Annotated in this window: 15 protein-coding genes and 1 pseudogene; 7 read left to right on the top strand and 9 right to left on the bottom strand. The window is 66.3% G+C overall.

What is annotated here, in order from left to right:
- Positions 1-523: 523 nt before the first annotated feature.
- Entirely contained in the window at positions 524-826 is a 303-nt protein-coding gene (locus tag ACH4YP_RS47640) for a hypothetical protein (RefSeq protein ID WP_398497825.1), read from the top strand.
- Entirely contained in the window at positions 823-1,194 is a 372-nt protein-coding gene (locus ACH4YP_RS47635; protein ID WP_398497824.1) for a type II toxin-antitoxin system death-on-curing family toxin, read from the top strand. Before ACH4YP_RS47640 ends, ACH4YP_RS47635 begins: the two co-directional genes overlap by 4 nt.
- Before the next feature lie 276 nt (positions 1,195-1,470).
- On the opposite strand, the gene ACH4YP_RS47630 is transcribed toward ACH4YP_RS47635, so the two are convergent.
- The 3 genes from ACH4YP_RS47630 to ACH4YP_RS47620 all read right to left on the bottom strand — a co-directional run bounded on the left by ACH4YP_RS47630 (position 1,471) and on the right by ACH4YP_RS47620 (position 5,265).
- A complete protein-coding gene (locus ACH4YP_RS47630; RefSeq protein ID WP_398497832.1) occupies positions 1,471-2,124 on the bottom strand; it encodes a class I SAM-dependent DNA methyltransferase in 654 nt (217 codons plus the stop codon).
- A 219-nt stretch (positions 2,125-2,343) separates the two neighbouring features.
- The gene (locus ACH4YP_RS47625) at positions 2,344-2,940 is read right to left on the bottom strand and encodes an ALF repeat-containing protein (protein ID WP_398497822.1); all 597 of its coding nucleotides are present in this window, start codon (positions 2,938-2,940) and stop codon (positions 2,344-2,346) included.
- A 1,398-nt stretch (positions 2,941-4,338) separates the two neighbouring features.
- Positions 4,339-5,265, bottom strand: coding sequence for a LysR family transcriptional regulator (locus tag ACH4YP_RS47620; protein ID WP_398497820.1), 927 nt, complete (start codon positions 5,263-5,265; stop codon positions 4,339-4,341).
- Between the two features lie 672 nt (positions 5,266-5,937).
- Between ACH4YP_RS47620 and ACH4YP_RS47615 the strand changes: the two genes are divergently transcribed.
- Positions 5,938-6,405, top strand: a complete 468-nt coding sequence (locus ACH4YP_RS47615) for an ester cyclase (RefSeq protein WP_398497818.1) — start codon at positions 5,938-5,940, stop codon at positions 6,403-6,405.
- 398 nt (positions 6,406-6,803) lie between these two features.
- On the opposite strand, the gene ACH4YP_RS47610 is transcribed toward ACH4YP_RS47615, so the two are convergent.
- Together ACH4YP_RS47610 and ACH4YP_RS47605 are read right to left on the bottom strand one after the other, a co-directional pair.
- Entirely contained in the window at positions 6,804-7,439 is a 636-nt protein-coding gene (locus ACH4YP_RS47610; RefSeq protein ID WP_398497830.1) for an MFS transporter, read from the bottom strand.
- 347 nt (positions 7,440-7,786) lie between these two features.
- Positions 7,787-8,119, bottom strand: coding sequence for a type II toxin-antitoxin system PemK/MazF family toxin (locus tag ACH4YP_RS47605; protein ID WP_398497816.1), 333 nt, complete (start codon positions 8,117-8,119; stop codon positions 7,787-7,789).
- A 210-nt stretch (positions 8,120-8,329) separates the two neighbouring features.
- On the opposite strand from ACH4YP_RS47605, the gene ACH4YP_RS47600 reads away from it, so the two are divergent.
- Positions 8,330-9,568 carry an IS701 family transposase gene (locus ACH4YP_RS47600; protein WP_398497828.1) on the top strand — a complete coding sequence of 413 codons (1,239 nt, stop codon included), beginning with the start codon at positions 8,330-8,332 and terminating at the stop codon, positions 9,566-9,568.
- Positions 9,569-9,874: 306 nt separating this feature from the next.
- On the opposite strand, the gene ACH4YP_RS47595 is transcribed toward ACH4YP_RS47600, so the two are convergent.
- On the bottom strand, positions 9,875-10,534 hold the full coding sequence (locus ACH4YP_RS47595) for a DNA alkylation repair protein (RefSeq protein ID WP_398497827.1): 660 nt from the start codon (positions 10,532-10,534) through the stop codon (positions 9,875-9,877).
- Between the two features lie 565 nt (positions 10,535-11,099).
- Here ACH4YP_RS47595 and ACH4YP_RS47590 point away from each other — a divergent pair.
- Positions 11,100-11,450, top strand: coding sequence for a hypothetical protein (locus ACH4YP_RS47590; protein WP_398497815.1), 351 nt, complete (start codon positions 11,100-11,102; stop codon positions 11,448-11,450).
- Positions 11,451-11,536: 86 nt separating this feature from the next.
- On the opposite strand, the gene ACH4YP_RS47585 is transcribed toward ACH4YP_RS47590, so the two are convergent.
- Together ACH4YP_RS47585 and ACH4YP_RS47580 are read right to left on the bottom strand one after the other, a co-directional pair.
- Positions 11,537-12,451 (bottom strand): IS982 family transposase, encoded by a 915-nt coding sequence (locus tag ACH4YP_RS47585; RefSeq protein ID WP_398497813.1) that lies wholly within the window; start codon positions 12,449-12,451, stop codon positions 11,537-11,539.
- A gap of 70 nt (positions 12,452-12,521) precedes the next feature.
- A complete protein-coding gene (locus tag ACH4YP_RS47580; protein WP_398497812.1) occupies positions 12,522-13,484 on the bottom strand; it encodes a zinc-binding dehydrogenase in 963 nt (320 codons plus the stop codon).
- 194 nt (positions 13,485-13,678) lie between these two features.
- Here ACH4YP_RS47580 and ACH4YP_RS47575 point away from each other — a divergent pair, with 194 nt between their 5' ends.
- Positions 13,679-14,308, top strand: a complete 630-nt coding sequence (locus ACH4YP_RS47575; RefSeq protein WP_398497810.1) for a TetR/AcrR family transcriptional regulator — start codon at positions 13,679-13,681, stop codon at positions 14,306-14,308.
- A 184-nt stretch (positions 14,309-14,492) separates the two neighbouring features.
- Positions 14,493-14,960 carry a pyridoxamine 5'-phosphate oxidase family protein gene (locus ACH4YP_RS47570; protein WP_398497808.1) on the top strand — a complete coding sequence of 156 codons (468 nt, stop codon included), beginning with the start codon at positions 14,493-14,495 and terminating at the stop codon, positions 14,958-14,960.
- Positions 14,961-15,605: 645 nt separating this feature from the next.
- On the opposite strand, the pseudogene ACH4YP_RS47565 reads toward ACH4YP_RS47570, so the two are convergent.
- Positions 15,606-16,717 (bottom strand): annotated as a pseudogene (locus ACH4YP_RS47565) (ISAzo13 family transposase); the annotation flags it as partial.
- Positions 16,718-17,056 lie beyond the last annotated feature (339 nt).

Genomic DNA, 17,056 nt, shown 5'->3' with positions numbered 1-17,056 from the left:
CCCGAAAACACCGTTCCCACAAGCGTGTTCGCATCATGCACGCCCAATGATCACAGGCGAGCACTCACCGTCACCACCGACTACGGAACAGACCCAAACGTCTTACAGTCCCGACAATGGCGTCGGGGGCGTAGGTGGACAAGGCGGAGGCCAGACAGGGCCGAGCCGACGCCCGGGACAGTGGCTCCGGTGCCTGGCGTGCGGACATCCGCCGGACGACCCGCATCAGCTCCCGGCCGGAGTCATCGAGGCGCGGCCCGGTGCTCGCGGCGTTGGCGCTGCTGCTCGGCGCGCTCATGTTGCTGCACGCGAAGACCCCGAACCAAACCGTTCTGCGCGCCAACAGAGACATACTCGGAATCGGTCTCCTGGGTCCGGCAGTGGCCTCCGTGCCGGGGGAGTACGGGTCGGGCTTCGCCGTATGCCCGGAGAGGGTGTGGACAGGAGCGCTCCGGGAAATCGGCCCAGAGACTGCGCCGACAATCGCAGGTTCTCGCCCGGACACGCTGGTACCGTCGCTCATATGGACGAGAATGGTGCCCCGGTGTCCGGGTTCGACCCGGATCAGTACGCGCGTGTTGAACGGGCCGCTCAGCTCGTGGGCAAGACCCCGCAGGTCTTCGTCCGTGACGCCGCGCTCGCGGCTGCCGACGACCCGTTCATCAAGGCCCTCGGTGACGCAGGCGACCGTGTTGGGAGCCTTGCGGAGGTCTTCGGCACGCAGGACACGCGAGCCGCCGGTGACGACAGCGCGGCCTGGCCCGACCCGGCGCCGATGAGCAGCCGCGATCTGCACGAGATCGAGCAGCACGGCCACGCCGCGTGACGCGCTACCTCACCCCACAAGAACTTCTGCAGATCGCCCAGACGCTCCCCGGAGATCCCGCCTGTCTCGACCTCGGCGTCCTTGATGGCGTCTGCGCCCGCGTTCAGGCCCACTACATGGGCCGCGACGTCTATTCCAGCGACTGGCTCAAGGCCGCAGCGATGCTCGAGTCCGTCGCCCTTCATGAGCCGCTGGACGACAAGAATCCGTTCTTCGCGTGGATGGTCGCCGAGGTCTTTCTGAACACCAACGGGCACTACATGCGCTACGAGCCTGAAGAGGCGCTCGCACTCGTGATGCGTGCCCGGCACAAGGGTGCGCGTGTGCAGGAGCTCGCCGCCCAACTCCGCGCCTGGACCAGGGACTGACGGCGCTTCCAGGCGAACCGGTCCGATTCCGGGACACCGTATAGACATGTCTATGTGGGCTGTTGGCGCGCCCGTGTGCTCTTGACCTTGCACCGCCTGGTGCTGATCACCTTGATACGGGATATCCCCACGCCCGAGACGGTGTTGAGGGGCGTCAAATTTCTCGCTACTTGCGGCAATCGCTCCGCCCGAGGCATCACCCGAGAACCTGACACTCGAGAGATCGAGCTCGACACGCCTTGGAAGTCACCGCCGGGTCGTAGAACGGTCTATGGCCTACCGGCTATCAGGCTGGCGGCGCGCGAGAACGATTCCCCCGAGTGTGCTCTCGGCTGAGGTGAGAGTTTTGTGGGCCTCGACGGTGAAGCCGGCATTGTTGAGCCAAGCGGCCATGTGGCTGTGCTGTCGACGATGGACGTAGATCTTCATCGGGTGGTCGCCGTAGCCCCGCGTCTTGAGCTGTGATTCATCACCGACGTGGAAGCCGATCAACAGCGGGCCACCAGGCCGGACCACTCGCTTGAAGTGGGCGAAAACCGAGCTGATCTCGTCGTCGGGGACGTGGATCAGCGAGTACCAGGCGACCAGGCCGGTCATCGAGCCATCGGCAAGGTCGAGGTCGGTCATCGAGCCGAGCTCGAACCGTAGGCCGGGGTGATCGCGCCGAGCAACCTCGATCATCCGGGGCGAAAGGTCGATCCCGAACGCGTCCACGCCCAAGTCGCTCAGGTGGGCCGTGATCCTCCCCGGCCCGCATCCCACGTCCGCGACCGGCCCCGCGCCACTGATGCGCACCCGGTCGGCGAACAGCGCCAGGAACTCGCGTTCATCGGGCGTTTCATCCAGCAGGTTGCGCATCTGGTCCGCATAGCTGGCGGCGACGGTGTCATAGGACGCCCGAGTTTCTTCCAGCCAGCCGTCAGTGTTCAGTTCGATTCCCACGACGGCAGGCTACCCAACTGTCAACACGAGATGACTTCAACGATGGCCAGAACCCGTCGTTTGGATCACGCCGGACATCGGAGCCCAGCACGCATTTCTGCGGCGTTGCTGCCAGTCGGCAACACTCCGCGCTGACTGCCTCCTCCGCCTTGCGGGGACACGCCCCAGACCCCGCTCCCTGATCCGGCCCGATCCGAACGGCAGGCCCTAGCCGTCAACCTCGTACTGGCCGACCTCGAGGAAGTAGCGCAGCGCTTCCGGGGTGTTGTCGTCCAGGGCCGTGTTCGCCGCCGCACGCAGGGCGTCGCTGATGTCGGGATCGGCCAGTATTCGCGCGATGGCGACGCGGTCGTCCTCGGCCTGAGCGAGACGGAGACCGGTCTCGAGGAACTCGCGTACGACTTCGGGGCTGCCGTCGTCGAGGGCCTCGTTGGCTTCACGGACGACGGCCTTGCCGCTGTCGGGGTCGGCGAGGATCCTGGCGATGGCGACGCGGTCGTCCTCGGCCTGAGCGAGGCGGTAACCGGTCTCGAGCCAGGCGCGCATCTCCTCCACGGTGCCGTCGTCGAGGAGCTCGTTGGCCTCTCGGGTCACGCGCTTGCCGCTGTCCGGGTCGGCCAGGACACGGAGGATCGCGATGCGCAGGTCGTCCGCGTCCATCTCGTCGTAGGGGGAGCCCGCGTCTGCTCCAGCCACGGCGGCCGGCGACGGTGTCGTGGCGCCGGCCAAGGACGGAGTGGACAGCAGCAGGGCCGGAGCGAGGGCGCCGGCGGCCACGGCGAGGGTCGCGCGGGTCAGTCTCACGGAATGAACCACCTTGTGTCGTAGTCGTGGAGTACAGCGGGTCATCGTCCCAAGGGGAGTCGGGCCATGTCTCTGCCCGGATCATGCAGTCTTCACAGGTTCGTCATTGCCGACGGCCTGCCACCAGGCAGTCTCGATTCGGTCAGTCGAACGTTGGTCCAGGTGTGCCCGTTGGCTGACGCTCCGTGGGCGCGGATCGAGCTGCTGCCTCCGGGCCGGACGCCGAAACGGGGCAGCCGCCAGCGATCGCTGTGAAGTGACCGATGCGATCAGTTACAAGTTTCGGGCCGGTTCCAGCGGGCGCACCTGCCGGAGAAGTACGGCAACTGGCGAGGTGTCTCCAACCGGCTGCGGATCAGGTGCCGTTGACGGTACCTGGGAGCGAGTGTTCACCGCCTTGATGACCCAGGCCGACGCCGACGAGAACCCCAAGCCGGGCGGTCCCGGTGGCCGCCACGATCGTGCGCTCTCACCAGCACGCGACCGGGGCCCGCGACAAGAGGCCTGAGCGGCGAGCCGGACGACCACGCCATCGGCCGGTCCCGCATCGGACCGACCACGAGATCCTTCTTGCGGCTGATGGCTGTTGCCGGCCCTGGCGGGCCTTCTTCCTGACCGCCGGACGAGCGGGCGACGCACCAGTTGTCGACAGTGTCATGGCCCAGCTGCGAGTGCCCTGACCGGGCGGTCGGCCTGGCACGCGGCCCGACGTGGTCATGGCCGACAAGGTGTATTTCCCCGTGCCATCCGCGAGTATCTGCGCAGGCGGAGCATCCGCATGGCCATCACGATTCCCGCCGACCAGCAGACCTACGGTCGGCGACGCGGCAGCAGGGGCGACCCGCCACATTCGAGCGCGGCGTCAACTCCTCCCACGTCAGGGTGCTGGGGCACTTGCTTGGCGAGTCGGCGGTAGCGGATGAGGGCCGAGGCGTCAGCGACGAAGGATGTGAAGTCGTTGGCCCGGCGTTCGTAGAGCCGCTGCAAGCGTCGCTAGTCGGTCAGTCACCCGGTGGGCTCCACCATCCAGCGGTTGCGTCCAGGGGTGTTCACGAGTACGCCTGATCAGGGGCCGAGGACATCGGTTGGAGATCGTTCCCCATCCTGTCGTAGATCGTTTCCCAGTACCGGTGAACCCGCCAGCCCGTATGTGGAGCCCCTGGCCATGCTCTTACGATGATCGGGTGCGCCAGGCCGACCCGGAGCCGTACTGGAACACCCAGTCGCCCTGCACCCGGACATCCTCCGTGCTGTGCACGAGGGTTGCGGCGAAGCGTTGGACGTCGGCGGCGGGGACGAGCTGTCGGCGCGCAAGCTCCCCGTGCGGGCGAAACATGTCACGGAGATCGACAAGTCGCTGAAGCAGACGGCCATCCCAAGCCCGCCGCCACCGATCCGTCATACGGCTGATTGGCGCTCCGTGGCGAGTCCGGTGATCTCGTCGCGCATGGCTTGGAGCATGGCTCGCGCGCCGGCCGACGCGTCGAGCGCCGTGACCATCGCGGTCTGTCTTCTGGGTACGAACGCGGGATCCTCGACACGCAGCCATTTCACACCCTGCGGGATGGTGTCCGCGGCCAAACCGGGCAGCACCGAGATGCCCAATCCTGCGGCAACGAGCCCCAGGCGTGTCTGCCAGCCGCGCGCCTCGTAGGCCACCCGCGGAGCTTCAAGGGTGGGCCACGCGCCGAACTGGGGTGCGCCCTCCTTGCCGACTCCCACGATCCAGGCCTCCTGCGCCAGCTCGTCGACGTGCACCTCGTCCCGGGAAGCCAGCGGATGGGCCGCGTGGACGGCCACGCCAATGCCGGGGCCGGCGCCGATGGCCTCGATGCGCAGCCCGGTGAAGTCGTAGTCGGGAAGTCCTTCCCCGATTGCCACTACAGCCATCTCGATGCGGCCCGCACGCAGGCGGCGCAGCTGGGCGGGGCTGCCCGTCTCCCATAGGCTCACGGTGAGGGCCGGGTGTGCCTTTCGCAAGCGTGCGATAGCCCGGGGCACGAGCGCAGCCGCTGCGGTGGGGTACGCGCCGACGGCCAGGCGGCCGGCGAGGCGGTCGCGGAGCCCGGCGATCTCCAGCTCGGCCGCTTGCGCATGCGCCAGCATGCGGCGCGCGTGCCGCAGCAGCGTCTCCCCGGACAGTGTCGGCCGAACCCCGCGGGCATGCCGCTCGAACAGCGGGGCTCCCACCGCGGCCTCCGTGGCGATGACCTGGCGAGACACTGCGGACTGTGTGTAGCCGAGCGCTTCTGCCGCCGCTGTGAAAGATCCGCACTGAGCTACTTCGAGCGTGACCCGCAGGCCCGTCAACGTCAGTTCTGGCATGACCCGACGGTATGCGTGAACCGAGAGACGGGCAAAGAACGATCTCCAGGCCCGGCATGGCGCGGTGACGTGACAGCGGGCTGTGTGCGGAGACGCGAGAGAGAGGGAGCGTGCGAGGACGGCGGGCCCCTGCGCGCACGTCAAGGCGAGAAGAGGTGGGCCTCGCTCGGGTGATCGGGCCGGGGGCGGCGCCCAGCCATGCTGTTTTCGCATGGGAGCGATGAAAAGCCGTCGCTGGTCGAATAGCTTCAGCAATGCAATGCTGTCTATATGGACGAAACAGTGCAGAAGCTCGCCGCCTTCGACCTCGCCCGCCCGGCATAAAATCAGTTGGCGCAGAGATTCGTTTAGTGATGCATTGCCGCGCCGAATCTGGAGTCGAAGCGTGTCGAACTGAAGCGGGTTTCCCTACACCGAGTTCCCGAAGAGCAGCTGGAACTGGCCTTTACCATCCAGAATTCCAGTTACGTGAGTTCGACGCGACGGCCGCCGCAACTTGACTGCCAAATTTGGTCCCGCCGCGCAAGCCGGAACCTTCTCCAACTGCACGGAATCCGTCCCTGCGCATTTTGACCCGGAATCTGAGTCCAGGTTCCACAATTGGTGTCCAGCTCGGGCAGATGCATGACTCGACGCGACATGGCACCTTCAGCCCGATCCAGAGGAAACAACATGTCTAATTTCATCTCTCCCGATGACACCCGCTACGACGAGCGCTCCCGCGCGCTCATCCGAATCGGACGAGACGCCATCTCCAAGGAGAATCCGAGCGCACTGCGTGCCTATTTCAGTGAAGACTTCAAGTTCCACAGCCCCGACGGTGACCTCGGGTTCGAGGGGCTTGAAATCTTCTTCGGTCAGATGCGCGACGCATTCACAAACTACTACTGCGAGCGATACGAGATCGTCTCTGCTGGGAATGCGATCGGTTGCCGGACGGAGATGGGCGGCGTCTTCGACAAGCCTTTTGATCCGACGCCGGTCGGAACTGTACAGCCGCACGGCAAGCAGGTGACGCTGACGCTGATCAATGTCTTCCGCTACGACGAGGACGGTAGGTTGGCGGAAGAATGGGTGCAGTACGACAACCTGGAGTGGCTGCGCCAGCTTGGCGTCGAACTCGCCCCCGCCTCTCGCTAACACCCGGTGGCGTTCGCGGTGCACCAAGTTCCACAAGCGACTTGCCGAATCGATTGCCCGCCCCCGTCGAACGGGGGCGGGCGGCCCGCGTTCCTCGCTATCTTTGAATGAGCGCAAGGCCCATCAACGCCAGCCCTATTCGGACACCGCCTCGAACAGACCCCGGAAACGCCAAGATCCCGACCGATCAATCAGATCGGACGGGATCTCGCCAACCATTCCCGAGCTAACTCAAGAACAGTCGTGCGTCGGGTGTTCACGAGTGGGGCTGACATGCAGTGGTGAAGGGTCTTGGAGATCGTTTCCCGTTCGGTTGTTGATCGTTTCCCACGGCGTGTGCAGGACGCCCGCCGACTTGCGGATCTCGCACTGGTCGGGTGGCGCCTTTTCGTCTTTCGTCAGCCCTTGGTGTGCACCTGTTCCGGCTCGTGGGTCTGCGGAAGGTCGCGTTCGCGGCGCATCGGGCTCATGGCAAGGATGAGCCAGCTGGGCGCGACGATACCCGTCATGATCCACATGGCCGGCCGGTACCCGACGGCATCGCCGAGCACACCGCCGAGGAGGGACCCGAGCGGGATGGTGCTGTGGTTGATCATCATGGCTGTCGCCACGACCCGGCCGAGCATGTGCGGCGGGCAGTAGGTCTGCCGGAAGCTGCCCACCACGATGTTGGCCACGGAGATACCGATCCCGACGAGGAAGGCTCCCATCGCGAACAGCAGCAGCCCCGGCCCCGCCGTGGTCATCGGCAGGAGCAATACGAACGGCGCGGTGGCGACCTGCAGGATAAGCAGCCCGCGAGCCGTGCCGAACCGCTGGCTGACCCTGGTGGCCACCAGCGCGCCCACGATGCCGCCGGTGCTACCGCTGGTCAGCAGCAGCCCGACCATGGCCGGGTTCAGCCCGACCGTGCGGACCAGGAACACGACTTGGATGGCCTGGTAGCCCATCAGCGCCATGTTGATCACAGCGCCCCACGCGACCATCGGTCGCAGGTACCGGTCCCGGCCCACGAAGCGGAGCCCTTCAGTGATCTGCCGTCGGAGGGAGGCTCACCGCACCACGTCCCAGGCTTCGGCCTGCCCGGCGACGGCCTCGCCCCGTTTCCCGCACCGAATCACCACCGATCCCGCGGCGAAATCCCCACCAGCAGCCACCCGTGACGTCCCGCGCATTCGGACACCGCATCGAACACCACCCGGAAACGACGAAGATCCCGCCCGATCTTCCGATCGGACGGGATCTCGTCAACTACTCCCGAGCTAATACTCCAGCCGTAGATCGTGATCTTGTGAGTGGGGGCGCCGCTGATACGGCGCGGCCACCATTGACCATCTCGACGAGACCGGCCGCGCCATCGGCGGCGTCCATCCCTCTCTGCCTACTTGAGTCCACCGAGACGAAGGGCATCCTCGATCTCGCTGAGCTTCGCGGACGGCAGGACGCCCGCCTGCCCGGTCAGGTCTTCCCTGCCCAGGGTGACCAGCCAAGTGCAAGGGATGAGGTCGGGACGTGGAAGTGCGACTCTCAGGACGCCTTCGAGAGGCAGTCCTTCGGGGGCACCTACTGCCACTTCAACGGCCACGCCGCTGAGATCGGTGCCCGCAGGAGCGACGACCTGCATCGCCAAGAAACCGGACGCCTCTTCTCCCGACAGCAGTACGACTGCCCGCTGCTCGTTGAAATCTGCCCACCAGACTTCGCCACGTCGCATATGTCCTCCTGATACGGGACGGTGCGCCTGCGTCGCCCCTTCGACCGCCGCCTACTCCAGGCACAGATCGTAATGTTGGCTGGTCAGGGCCGACGATAAGACGGCTGCGGCCACCGTTGATCATCGTGAGTTGTGTGGACTGACGAAGAGACGGTGGCCGCAGGTCACAGCATAGAACCCGCCCGTTGGCGGGACGCGTTCGAGGGTCTGATGGGCCGGATCGCGGGGCGCTTCGCGCGGGTCGAACCCCGGCGCAGGGCGGCGCGGTTGGTGCTCGGTCTATTGGCCGACCTGCCACGCAAGAACTGCTGGACAATCGCGGAGTGGGCCGGCGAGACCACTCCGGACGGAATGCAGCACCTGTTGGGCCGGGCCAAGTGGGATGCCGATGCGGTACGCGATGACGTACGGGAGTACGTGGTGGAGCATCTGCACGACGACCGGGCGGTACTGGTGGTCGACGAGACCGGCGATGTGAAGAAGGGCACCAGCACGGTCGGCGTCCAGCGCCAATACACCGGTACAGCCGGCCGGATCGAGAACTCCCAAGTCGCCGTCTACCTGGTTTACGCAGGCAAGCGCGGCCACACCGCCGTGGACCGGGAACTCTACGTTCCGCGCTCCTGGACCTCCGACCCCGACCGCTGCCGCGCCGCGGGCCTTGCCGAGGAAACCACCTTCGCCACCAAGCCGGAGCTGGCCACTCGTATGGTCGCCCGGTTCCTGGACGCCGGCCACCAGGCCGCCTGGGTTGTCGGCGACGAGGTCTACGGCGGCAACGCGAAGCTGCGAACCGCACTGGAGGAACGCGGCACCGGCTACGTCCTCGCGGTGGCCTGCTCGCACGAAGTCACCACCGGTGCGGGGAAGTTCCGTGCGGACATCTTGTCCAAGAAGGTACCCAAGCGGGCCTGGCAGAAGCTCTCCGCAGGGGCCGGGGCCAAGGGCCACCGCGTCTACAACTGGGCAGTCATCGACCTCGCCGACCCCCGCCCCGGGAGTCGTCAGCTGCTGATCCGCCGTAACCGCAGCACCCGTGAACTCGCCTACTACCGCAGCTACTCGCCCGCGTCCGTGCCGTTGGCCGTGCTGGTCAGAGTCGCTGGATCAAGATGGCGGGTGGAGGAGTTCTTCCAATCCGGAAAGGGCCTGGCCGCACTCGACGAGCACCAGGTTCGCCGCCATACCTCCTGGTCCCGCTGGGTCATCCTCGCCATGCTCGCTCACGCCTTCCTCGCCGTCGTCCGCGCCGACGAACACGCCCGCCATCCCGCCCCGGACGAGCTGATCCCGCTCACCTGCAACGAGATCCAGCGACTGTTCACGACGCTGATCGTCCGGCCCGTGCACGATGCAGCCCACCGGCTCCGCTGGTCCGCCTGGCGCCGCCGCCACCAGGCCCGAGCCCAGGCCAGCCATTACCGCCGACAAGCCGCGAATCGGACATGAAGATCACGATCTACGGCTGGAGTACTAACTCAAGAACAGTCGCGTCCAGGCGGGTGGCGGATTCAATCCCTCGGCAGGGAACGCACTGGAGGGTGCCCCGGCTGGGCAGGAAGGTCCGTGGACACGTACGGATTCACCGGCTCGACGGTTGCTCACAGGTCTGCCTCGCGGCGAACGGCCAGGTCGCGTCAATCGACGGGAACAGGCCCCGCTTGCTCTCCAGCCGTAGACGACGTGCAGCCTCTTACGGCCGGTTGGCAGCGGGTGCCGCGTTCTGCGGAGGCACGAGCGTGAGCGCGAACTTTCCTACTTGTCGTGCTGTCTGCGCACCATCTCGGTGATCCAGATTGGGGCGAACGGAGACGTGCAGCCTGGGGAAGTCGGGTAGTCCTTGAGTACTTCCAGGCGCTCGCCGATGTCGATCGCACGAGTGCGGTGCTCGGGGTGCTCGATCCCGATCTGAGCCAGGCAGTGGTTCATCGCCCACTGCAGGCGATCCGGGGCGTCTTTCATCTCCGCCTCGATGACATCGAGCAGTTCTACGAGGTCGAGGCCCTCGGGCTTCTTCGCCACGCGTTCGGTGGTGAGCGCCCAGCCCGCACTCGCGACCACTGGATCCGTATCCGCGAACCAGGCCAGTCGCAGCTCCTCGCAGTGAGGGCTTTTCTTGACCACGTAGTTCACGAGCCAGTCATGCACCTTGGGTGGGCGCGCCTCACGCAGCATGGCATCCAACTCGTCATGCTCGAACGCCTTCGGGCGGCAGATCAGGAGGGCCAGCAGTCTCGCCGCGGTATCACCCGTCTCCCAGAGCCGGCACGAGAGTTCCTGCTGCGTCTTCAGCTGCTTCGCGAGCGCGCGCAGCTTGCTGAGGTTCACACCGTGATCGTCACCGTGCTTCTCGTTCACCGCGCGGGCTTTCGGGTCCTCGAGCCCGGCCAGCTCGGCCATCACCTCAGCCGTCATCGTCTCGGTCAGCGCCGTCTCGGCCACCTCGGCCTCCTGTCCATCATGCGCGAGATTCAGCCTACGACGGAAGCCGTCCTCCTGTCGTACACGTCGGTTCTGCACCCTTGTCCCCGCGCCCTACGGCCGTGGTGCGCCGGCGGCCCGGGCGACCTGACTGCTCGATCCCGCGACGGGCGAAATCGGCAGCCCGTCGCGATCGCGGATTCAGCCCCCGCTATGAGCGCCGTCCCGCAGCTACCTGGCCTCTATCGGTCTCAGCCGCCACTCTCTGCTGTGACGAACGGCTCGTCCTCCTACCCGCGTGTCCGCATCGAGGGCGGGAGTCAGGGCGTGGTGCCGCAGGCTCGGCTCTGGATGGCGACAAGCCTGGTGGCTCAAGAAGAACAGCCTCTCCGGCAGTCGATACTTCGTGAATGCAGACTGCTGGTGGTCCGCCTCAGTTCCCCAGGGCCAACTTCACGTCAGTCCCCAGGTGTCTCTTCGCCCTCGCAACGGGCTCGGTGCTCAGAGGGCAGTGTTGCGCTTCGGGAACCAGCGAAAGCAGCTGATCGTTCTCCGGGACATGCCCTCCGTTCTCATTCTTGGAGTCGATCCGAACACAGTGCCTGGTATGGACGGGGACGTGATCCGCGCGGCCCTCGACCAGGAACTGGCACGTTTCGGTGACCATGCCATCGATGCATCCATGACGCTGATTGTGCTGGACGAGTCAGCAGTGCCCGCGATGATCGCGGCACTGCCCGAGCGTGATTGGGACGTCGTCGTCATCGGTGGCGGGATCCGCAAGCCGGAACCTCTTCTGCCGCTTTTCGAGCAGGTCGTGAACCTGGTCCGACGGCATGCGCGAAAGGCTGCGATCGCGTTCAACACCAGCGGTGGCGACAGTGTCGAAGCAGCCAAGCGGTGGCTGTGAACCCGGGCTGGCCTTGCCTGCCGTGCCCACCCAGAAGGTAGCTCTCGGCCGCCGCCCCTCCCGCTAGATGATCGATTCCAAGGGGTTTAGTGGTCGTAGGCGGTCAAGGCGCGCAGGACTGGCTGGTCGGTGTGGTCGTTGTGCCAGATTGCGGCGGTGAGGGCGAGGATGCGTTGCAGGACGCGGACGGCCACTCCGCCGGGAGTGCGGCCGCGGTGCCGTTCGAGGTCGAGTTGACCCTTGAAGGTTTCGTTGATCGACTCGATGACCTGTCGCAGCGGCTTGAACAGATGCGATCCGGGCCGCTCGGTCTCGCCTTTGTGAGCCGGCCGCAGCAGCCGGACACCCAGCTCGGCCAGCCGTTGTTCGAACTCGTGGCCGAAGTAGTTCTTATCGCCGATCAGCATCTGGCCAGGGCGCTCTGTGGTGAGCTGGGACTCGCGGTCGAGCAGGTCCAGCATGGTCTCGCGTTCGTCGGCCTTGGCTCCGGTCAGCGCGAAGGCGACGGGCAGGCCGTGCAGTGTGCAGACCAGGTGCAGCCGCAGTCCCCAGAAGTAACGCGTGTGACTGGCGCAGTACCCGTACTGGGCCCATCCGGCCAGGTCGGAGCGCTTGACGGTCTCACGGGAACGGCCGCACTGAACCGGCGTGGAGTCCACGACCCATACGTCGTCGCTCCACAACGTGGTGTCCCGGGCCAGCGTGCGGGTCACGTGGCGGACGAGGTCTGCGGACTTGCGCAGGCGCTTGTTGTAGCCGGGCTGCTTGGGCAGGTAGGGGAAGAGGTGCCGCAGGTGGGCATGAGCGTGCCGCAGCCACCGCGCCTCGGAGGTGAAGCCGAGCATGGCCTGCATCATCGCCAGGGTCACCAGCTCGAGGTCGCTGAGCTGCGGCGCAATACCCACGGCCGGCCGCCATGGCCCGAACTGCGGCGAACCCTTCAGCAGATCATCGGTCTTCACGTAGAGCGCGGTCGCGAGGGAGCCCAACTCTGTCTTCACGCATCGACATTGGACTCCCTCGCCGCGACTGCGCAGGGGATCGTGGCAAGCCCGGCGTGGAGACCTTCGACTACGGTGTCAGCACGATCCTGCCGAAGACCTCGCCCGCGTACATCTTCTGGTGCGCCAGCACGGCTGCGTCCAGTGGCAGCACCTCGTGCACCACTGTTTCGATCTCGCCGCGGCTCGCTGCGGCGAACTGCTCGCTCCGCACGGTACGCAGGTCGGCTCCGGTGACGGTGTCTGCGCTGAAAGTGGCGAAGGACATCGACTTCTGGAACGCCGCCATGATCTTCGTGCCGAAGTCCGCCGGTGGCTGGCCTGCGACAGCGCCCACGGCCACCATGCGGCCGTTCGGGTTGAGCCGGTCGAGGAACGACGGCATGTCCTTGCCGGCCACCACGTCGATGATGACGTCATAGCCTGCGGGAGCTTGTTCCCCTCCTACGCCGGAGCGGTCCAGCACGTGGGTTGCGCCGAGACGTTGCAGCCGCTCACCGCGCTCGGCCGAGGAGGTGGTAACCGCCACCGCGGCGGCGCCTCCGCGAGCGGCGAGTTGCACTGCCATGATCCCGATGCTGCCGGCCGCGCCACGGACCAGGACCGTCTCCCCGGGAGCGAAGTGGGCGTGGCGGAGCCCGAAGTGGGCCACCACGCCGGAACTGCCGAGTGTCACCGCATCGACCGCGGACAGGTTCACGGGTAGGGGAACGATCTCCTCGACCGGCACGAGGGCCTGTTCGACGTATCCTCCGCCGGTTCCGGTGAAGCCCCACACCCGCCCGCCGATCCACGAGGCGTCGACGCCGTCACCGACCGCGGTCACGGTGCCCGCCACCTCGCTGCCCGGGATGTGGCCCTCCTTGAAGCCGTAAGCGGCCAGGGCCCCGCTACGGATCACGGCGTCGACTCCACCGACCCCCACGGCCTCGGTGGCGATCACCACCTGTCCGGCAGCAGGTGCGGGAGCCGGCAGGTCGACAACAGCCAGACCTTCAGGACCTCCGTACGTCTGGATCGCGATTGCCTTCAATGTCGTCTCCCATGTTCTCGGACCGATCAAATGCCGTCGTGCTCAGTACCCGCCGCCGATCGCCGCCGACGGCGGGAAAGGGTTCACGGCGCGGCAGGGGTTCGGTCCCGGTGCTGTGCGCCCCGATGATCTCGGTGGGCTGCTACGTCTTGAACGCTAACGGACGCCCCCGTCCGTTTAGGTAAAGTGAGAGCATGATCGACCGTTTGCCTCACACCCTGCGTTCCGACGCGCTGGACAACCGCGAGCGCATCCTCGACGCGGCCCGAGCACTGTTTTCCGCCGACGGCCTGGACGTGCCGATGCGGGAGATCGCGCGGCGCGCGGAGGTCGGACCTGCCACCTTGTACCGTCACTTCCCGACCAAGCAGGTGCTGGCCACCGAAGCCTTCGCGGACCAGTTGCGCGCATGTCGCACCATCGTCGACGACGGGTGCGCCGATCCCGATCCGTGGCGTGGCCTCTGCCTGGTGATCGAGAAGATCTTTGAGCTACATGCGCGGGATCGGGGTTTCAGCGAAGCCTTCATGTCGGCCTTCCCGGGGGCGCCGGATGTCGCGGGCCGTGAGTACACGTTGAGAACGGTCGCCGGACTGGCCCAGCGGGCCAAGGACGCAGGCCGCCTGCGGTCCGACTTCGTCGTGGACGACCTCATCCTCGTCCTCATGGCGAACAAGGGGATCCACACCAGATCGACCGACACTCAGGTCATGGCCTCCCGACGCTTTGCAGGGTTGGCGATCCAGGCGTTCGAAGCCTGCCCTCAGCACGCACCACTACCACCAGCGGCACGACTGGTATCTGCAGCACCGGACAGCGCCTGACCGTGGGCGAGCGGTATCCACGCTCGACGCACGAACCACTGAACCCCTTGGAATAGATCATCTAGGCGTGTTTTAGAGAAGGCTTCGACCGGCCGGACCTCGTGAATCGGTCGGGACCTCCAGAACATGGCCTAGGTCCTGCGCCCGATGCGCGTCGCGTACGTGCTGACTAGGGTCGGCGTCCATGCAAGCTACAGAGATCACGCGTCGCAATGCGACGGAGCGCAGGCGCGACACATTGGATCGGCTCGACGCGGAGCGCGACTTGTGGTTGTCGACAGCCCACCCCGACCACGGTCCGCACCAGGTGCCTCTCTGGTTCCTGTGGGACGGGCGGGCGATATGGATGAGCACCGGTGAGGCCTCCGCGATCGCGCGCAACGTACGCGAGGAACCGCGGGTACGCTTGTCGCTGCCGGACACGTTCGACGTGGTGTTGCTGCAAGGCCAGGCGGAATCCTATTCCGCAAGCGAGGCACCCAAGGACGCTGCCGATGCGTTCGCGGGCAAGTTCGGCTGGGATCCGCGGACGGAGGAAGCCCCATTCCTCTACTTGCGTGTCGAGCCGATGACGGTGCGCGCTTGGCGCGGAGAGCCCGAGCTTCGAGGCTGGGTCATCATGCGTGACGGAGTGTGGCTGGGAACTGCGTGAACATCCCCACCGGCCCGCAGCAGACGAACCAGCCGATGAACTCAGTTCGAACCTGGGGTCACCAACCCCCGTCTCGTACGCCCGGATGACGGCTTGTGCCCGGCCCCGTAGGCCTAAGGGCTCGCAGAGAATCTACATGCGGGTTTGATCTTCTTCGGGCGGTGTGTTCCGTACCGGTCGAGGTGACGGCCACATCAATCGTGGTGCGGAATCTGGCAGTTGAGGGGTGGATCGCGTGATCGTGCTCGGCAAGTAGCGAGCGAGCTTCCTGGACGGCCGGTGTGAGAGTGTTTCCGGTGACGCCAAAGAGCTGGGCGAGCAGGTCGTGGGTGCCGATCTTGCGGAGGCAGAGCACGTGGCGAGGATCCGGTCTGCGTCGGAGAGCTCGTCCTTGGCACCCGCACCTCGCCGCCGTCGGCGCTCGGCGCCCCGGCGCTCGTGGCGGATTTGCTCGCGTTGTTCCGCGAGCGCCGGGATCAACACACACCAGCGCGTCGAGTTCGGCAGTGGTCATGCCGGTCAGCTCCGGGTCGCGGAGAGCTTGGGTGTCAACGCCGTCCGGGGGCGCGGCCGGGTGGGCGGTTGTGGCGGTGGTTGCTGCGGATTCCGTCTCATGGTGTGGGGCCGGGCGAGGACCAGCAGGACGGAGCGTGTAGTTCCAGTCGCCTTGGAAGCGGTGCCGGCTCATTGCCAGTGCATCGATCTCGGCGTCGGTGACCTTCACACCGGTGTCGTAGGTACCGGTGTCGAGTTCAGCTTCGACTTTCAGACCGGTGCGGGTCGTGGTCGCCGCGATGCTGTCCATGATGACTTCATGGCTGGTCAGCGGTCTGCCGCGCCAGTTCATGGAGATGTGGGAGAACAGTCGGTGCTCGATCTTGTTCCAATTCGAGGTCCCGGGCGGTAGGTGACAGACAGTGATCTCCAGACCAGTTCCGGAGGCGAGAGCGGCCAGTTCACTCTTCCAGGCCCGGGTGCGGTAGCCATTGGAGCCGCCCGCGTCCGCGGTGATCAGGAGACGGGTGGCGTGCGGGTAGTCGTAACGGCCGCGGGCCTGCCACCAGCGGCGGATCGAAGCGACAGGGAATTCGGCGGTGTCGTGGTCGGTGCCGACACTGACCCAGCCGGTGTTCGCCGCAAGGTCGTAGATGCCGTATGGGATCGCCTTTGCCCGGTCCCTGTCGATCCAGGAAGTCATGCGTTTTGACCAGCACTGGTTCGCCCGTCGGCCGCCACTCACGCCCGGCGTTCTTGTAGTCGCCGACCAACTCCTTCTTCTTGGTGTCCACGCTGATCACCGGGTCCCCGGCACCGATATGTTCCTTGGCCCGGTCGTTGATATAGCGGAACTGGGCATCACGGTCAGGGTGCTGTGCGCCCTCGATGGTCTTCGCGTTGGCTTGCAGGCTGAAGCCCTCCTCCCGGAGCAAGTCCCCGACCGTGTCCGCGCTCACCTTGTGCCCCTGGCGGGTGAGTTCGGCGGCGAGCTTCCTCGTCGACCTGGTTGTCCAGCGCAGCGGCGATATCGGATCCCCGCGTATGTCCGGCTCGACCAGTGCGAGCAGAGCCGGCCGCAGCCCCGGGTCTACCTCGGCGGCCTTCTTGCGCCCGCCGCCAGGACGGCGAACCCGCCCCAGCGGTCCCTCGCCCGCCTCCAACTCGTCCACGCCCTTGCGAACAGTGGTCTCGCTGACCTGAGCCGCCTGCGCGACCAACCGGATACCGCCGTGTCCCAGGGCCCGGGCCTCGGCTCCCATCAGCAGCCGACGCTACCGCTCGTCCAGATGCGGGAACAACACCCCAAACTTGACGGCCAGTTGGTCACGAGTCGCGTCAGGGATGCCCATACCAGGTGAACGAGCCCGGATTCGGGAAGCAACAGCTTGATTCTCTGCGAGCCCCAATTGTGGTGTCCAGGGAGATTGGTTACAGCTCAGCGTCGGGCAGTGGCGCGGCGGCGGACGGTCTAGGGGAGGGTCTGGCTGCGCCATGCGGCGAGGCCGGAAGCCTCCGGCGCGACCCTTGGCCGTCCGGCCTCGCTCACCGGGACCGGGCGACCGAGGCCATCGGTGCCTACCGCGCGGGTGTCGCCGTGC

The organism is Streptomyces sp. NPDC020747 (assembly GCF_044334695.1).
In the GTDB taxonomy this organism is placed as follows: Bacteria; Actinomycetota; Actinomycetes; order Streptomycetales; family Streptomycetaceae; genus Streptomyces.
Note: the sequence above shows the minus strand (reverse complement) of the source record. Positions and strands in the feature narration are given on the sequence as shown.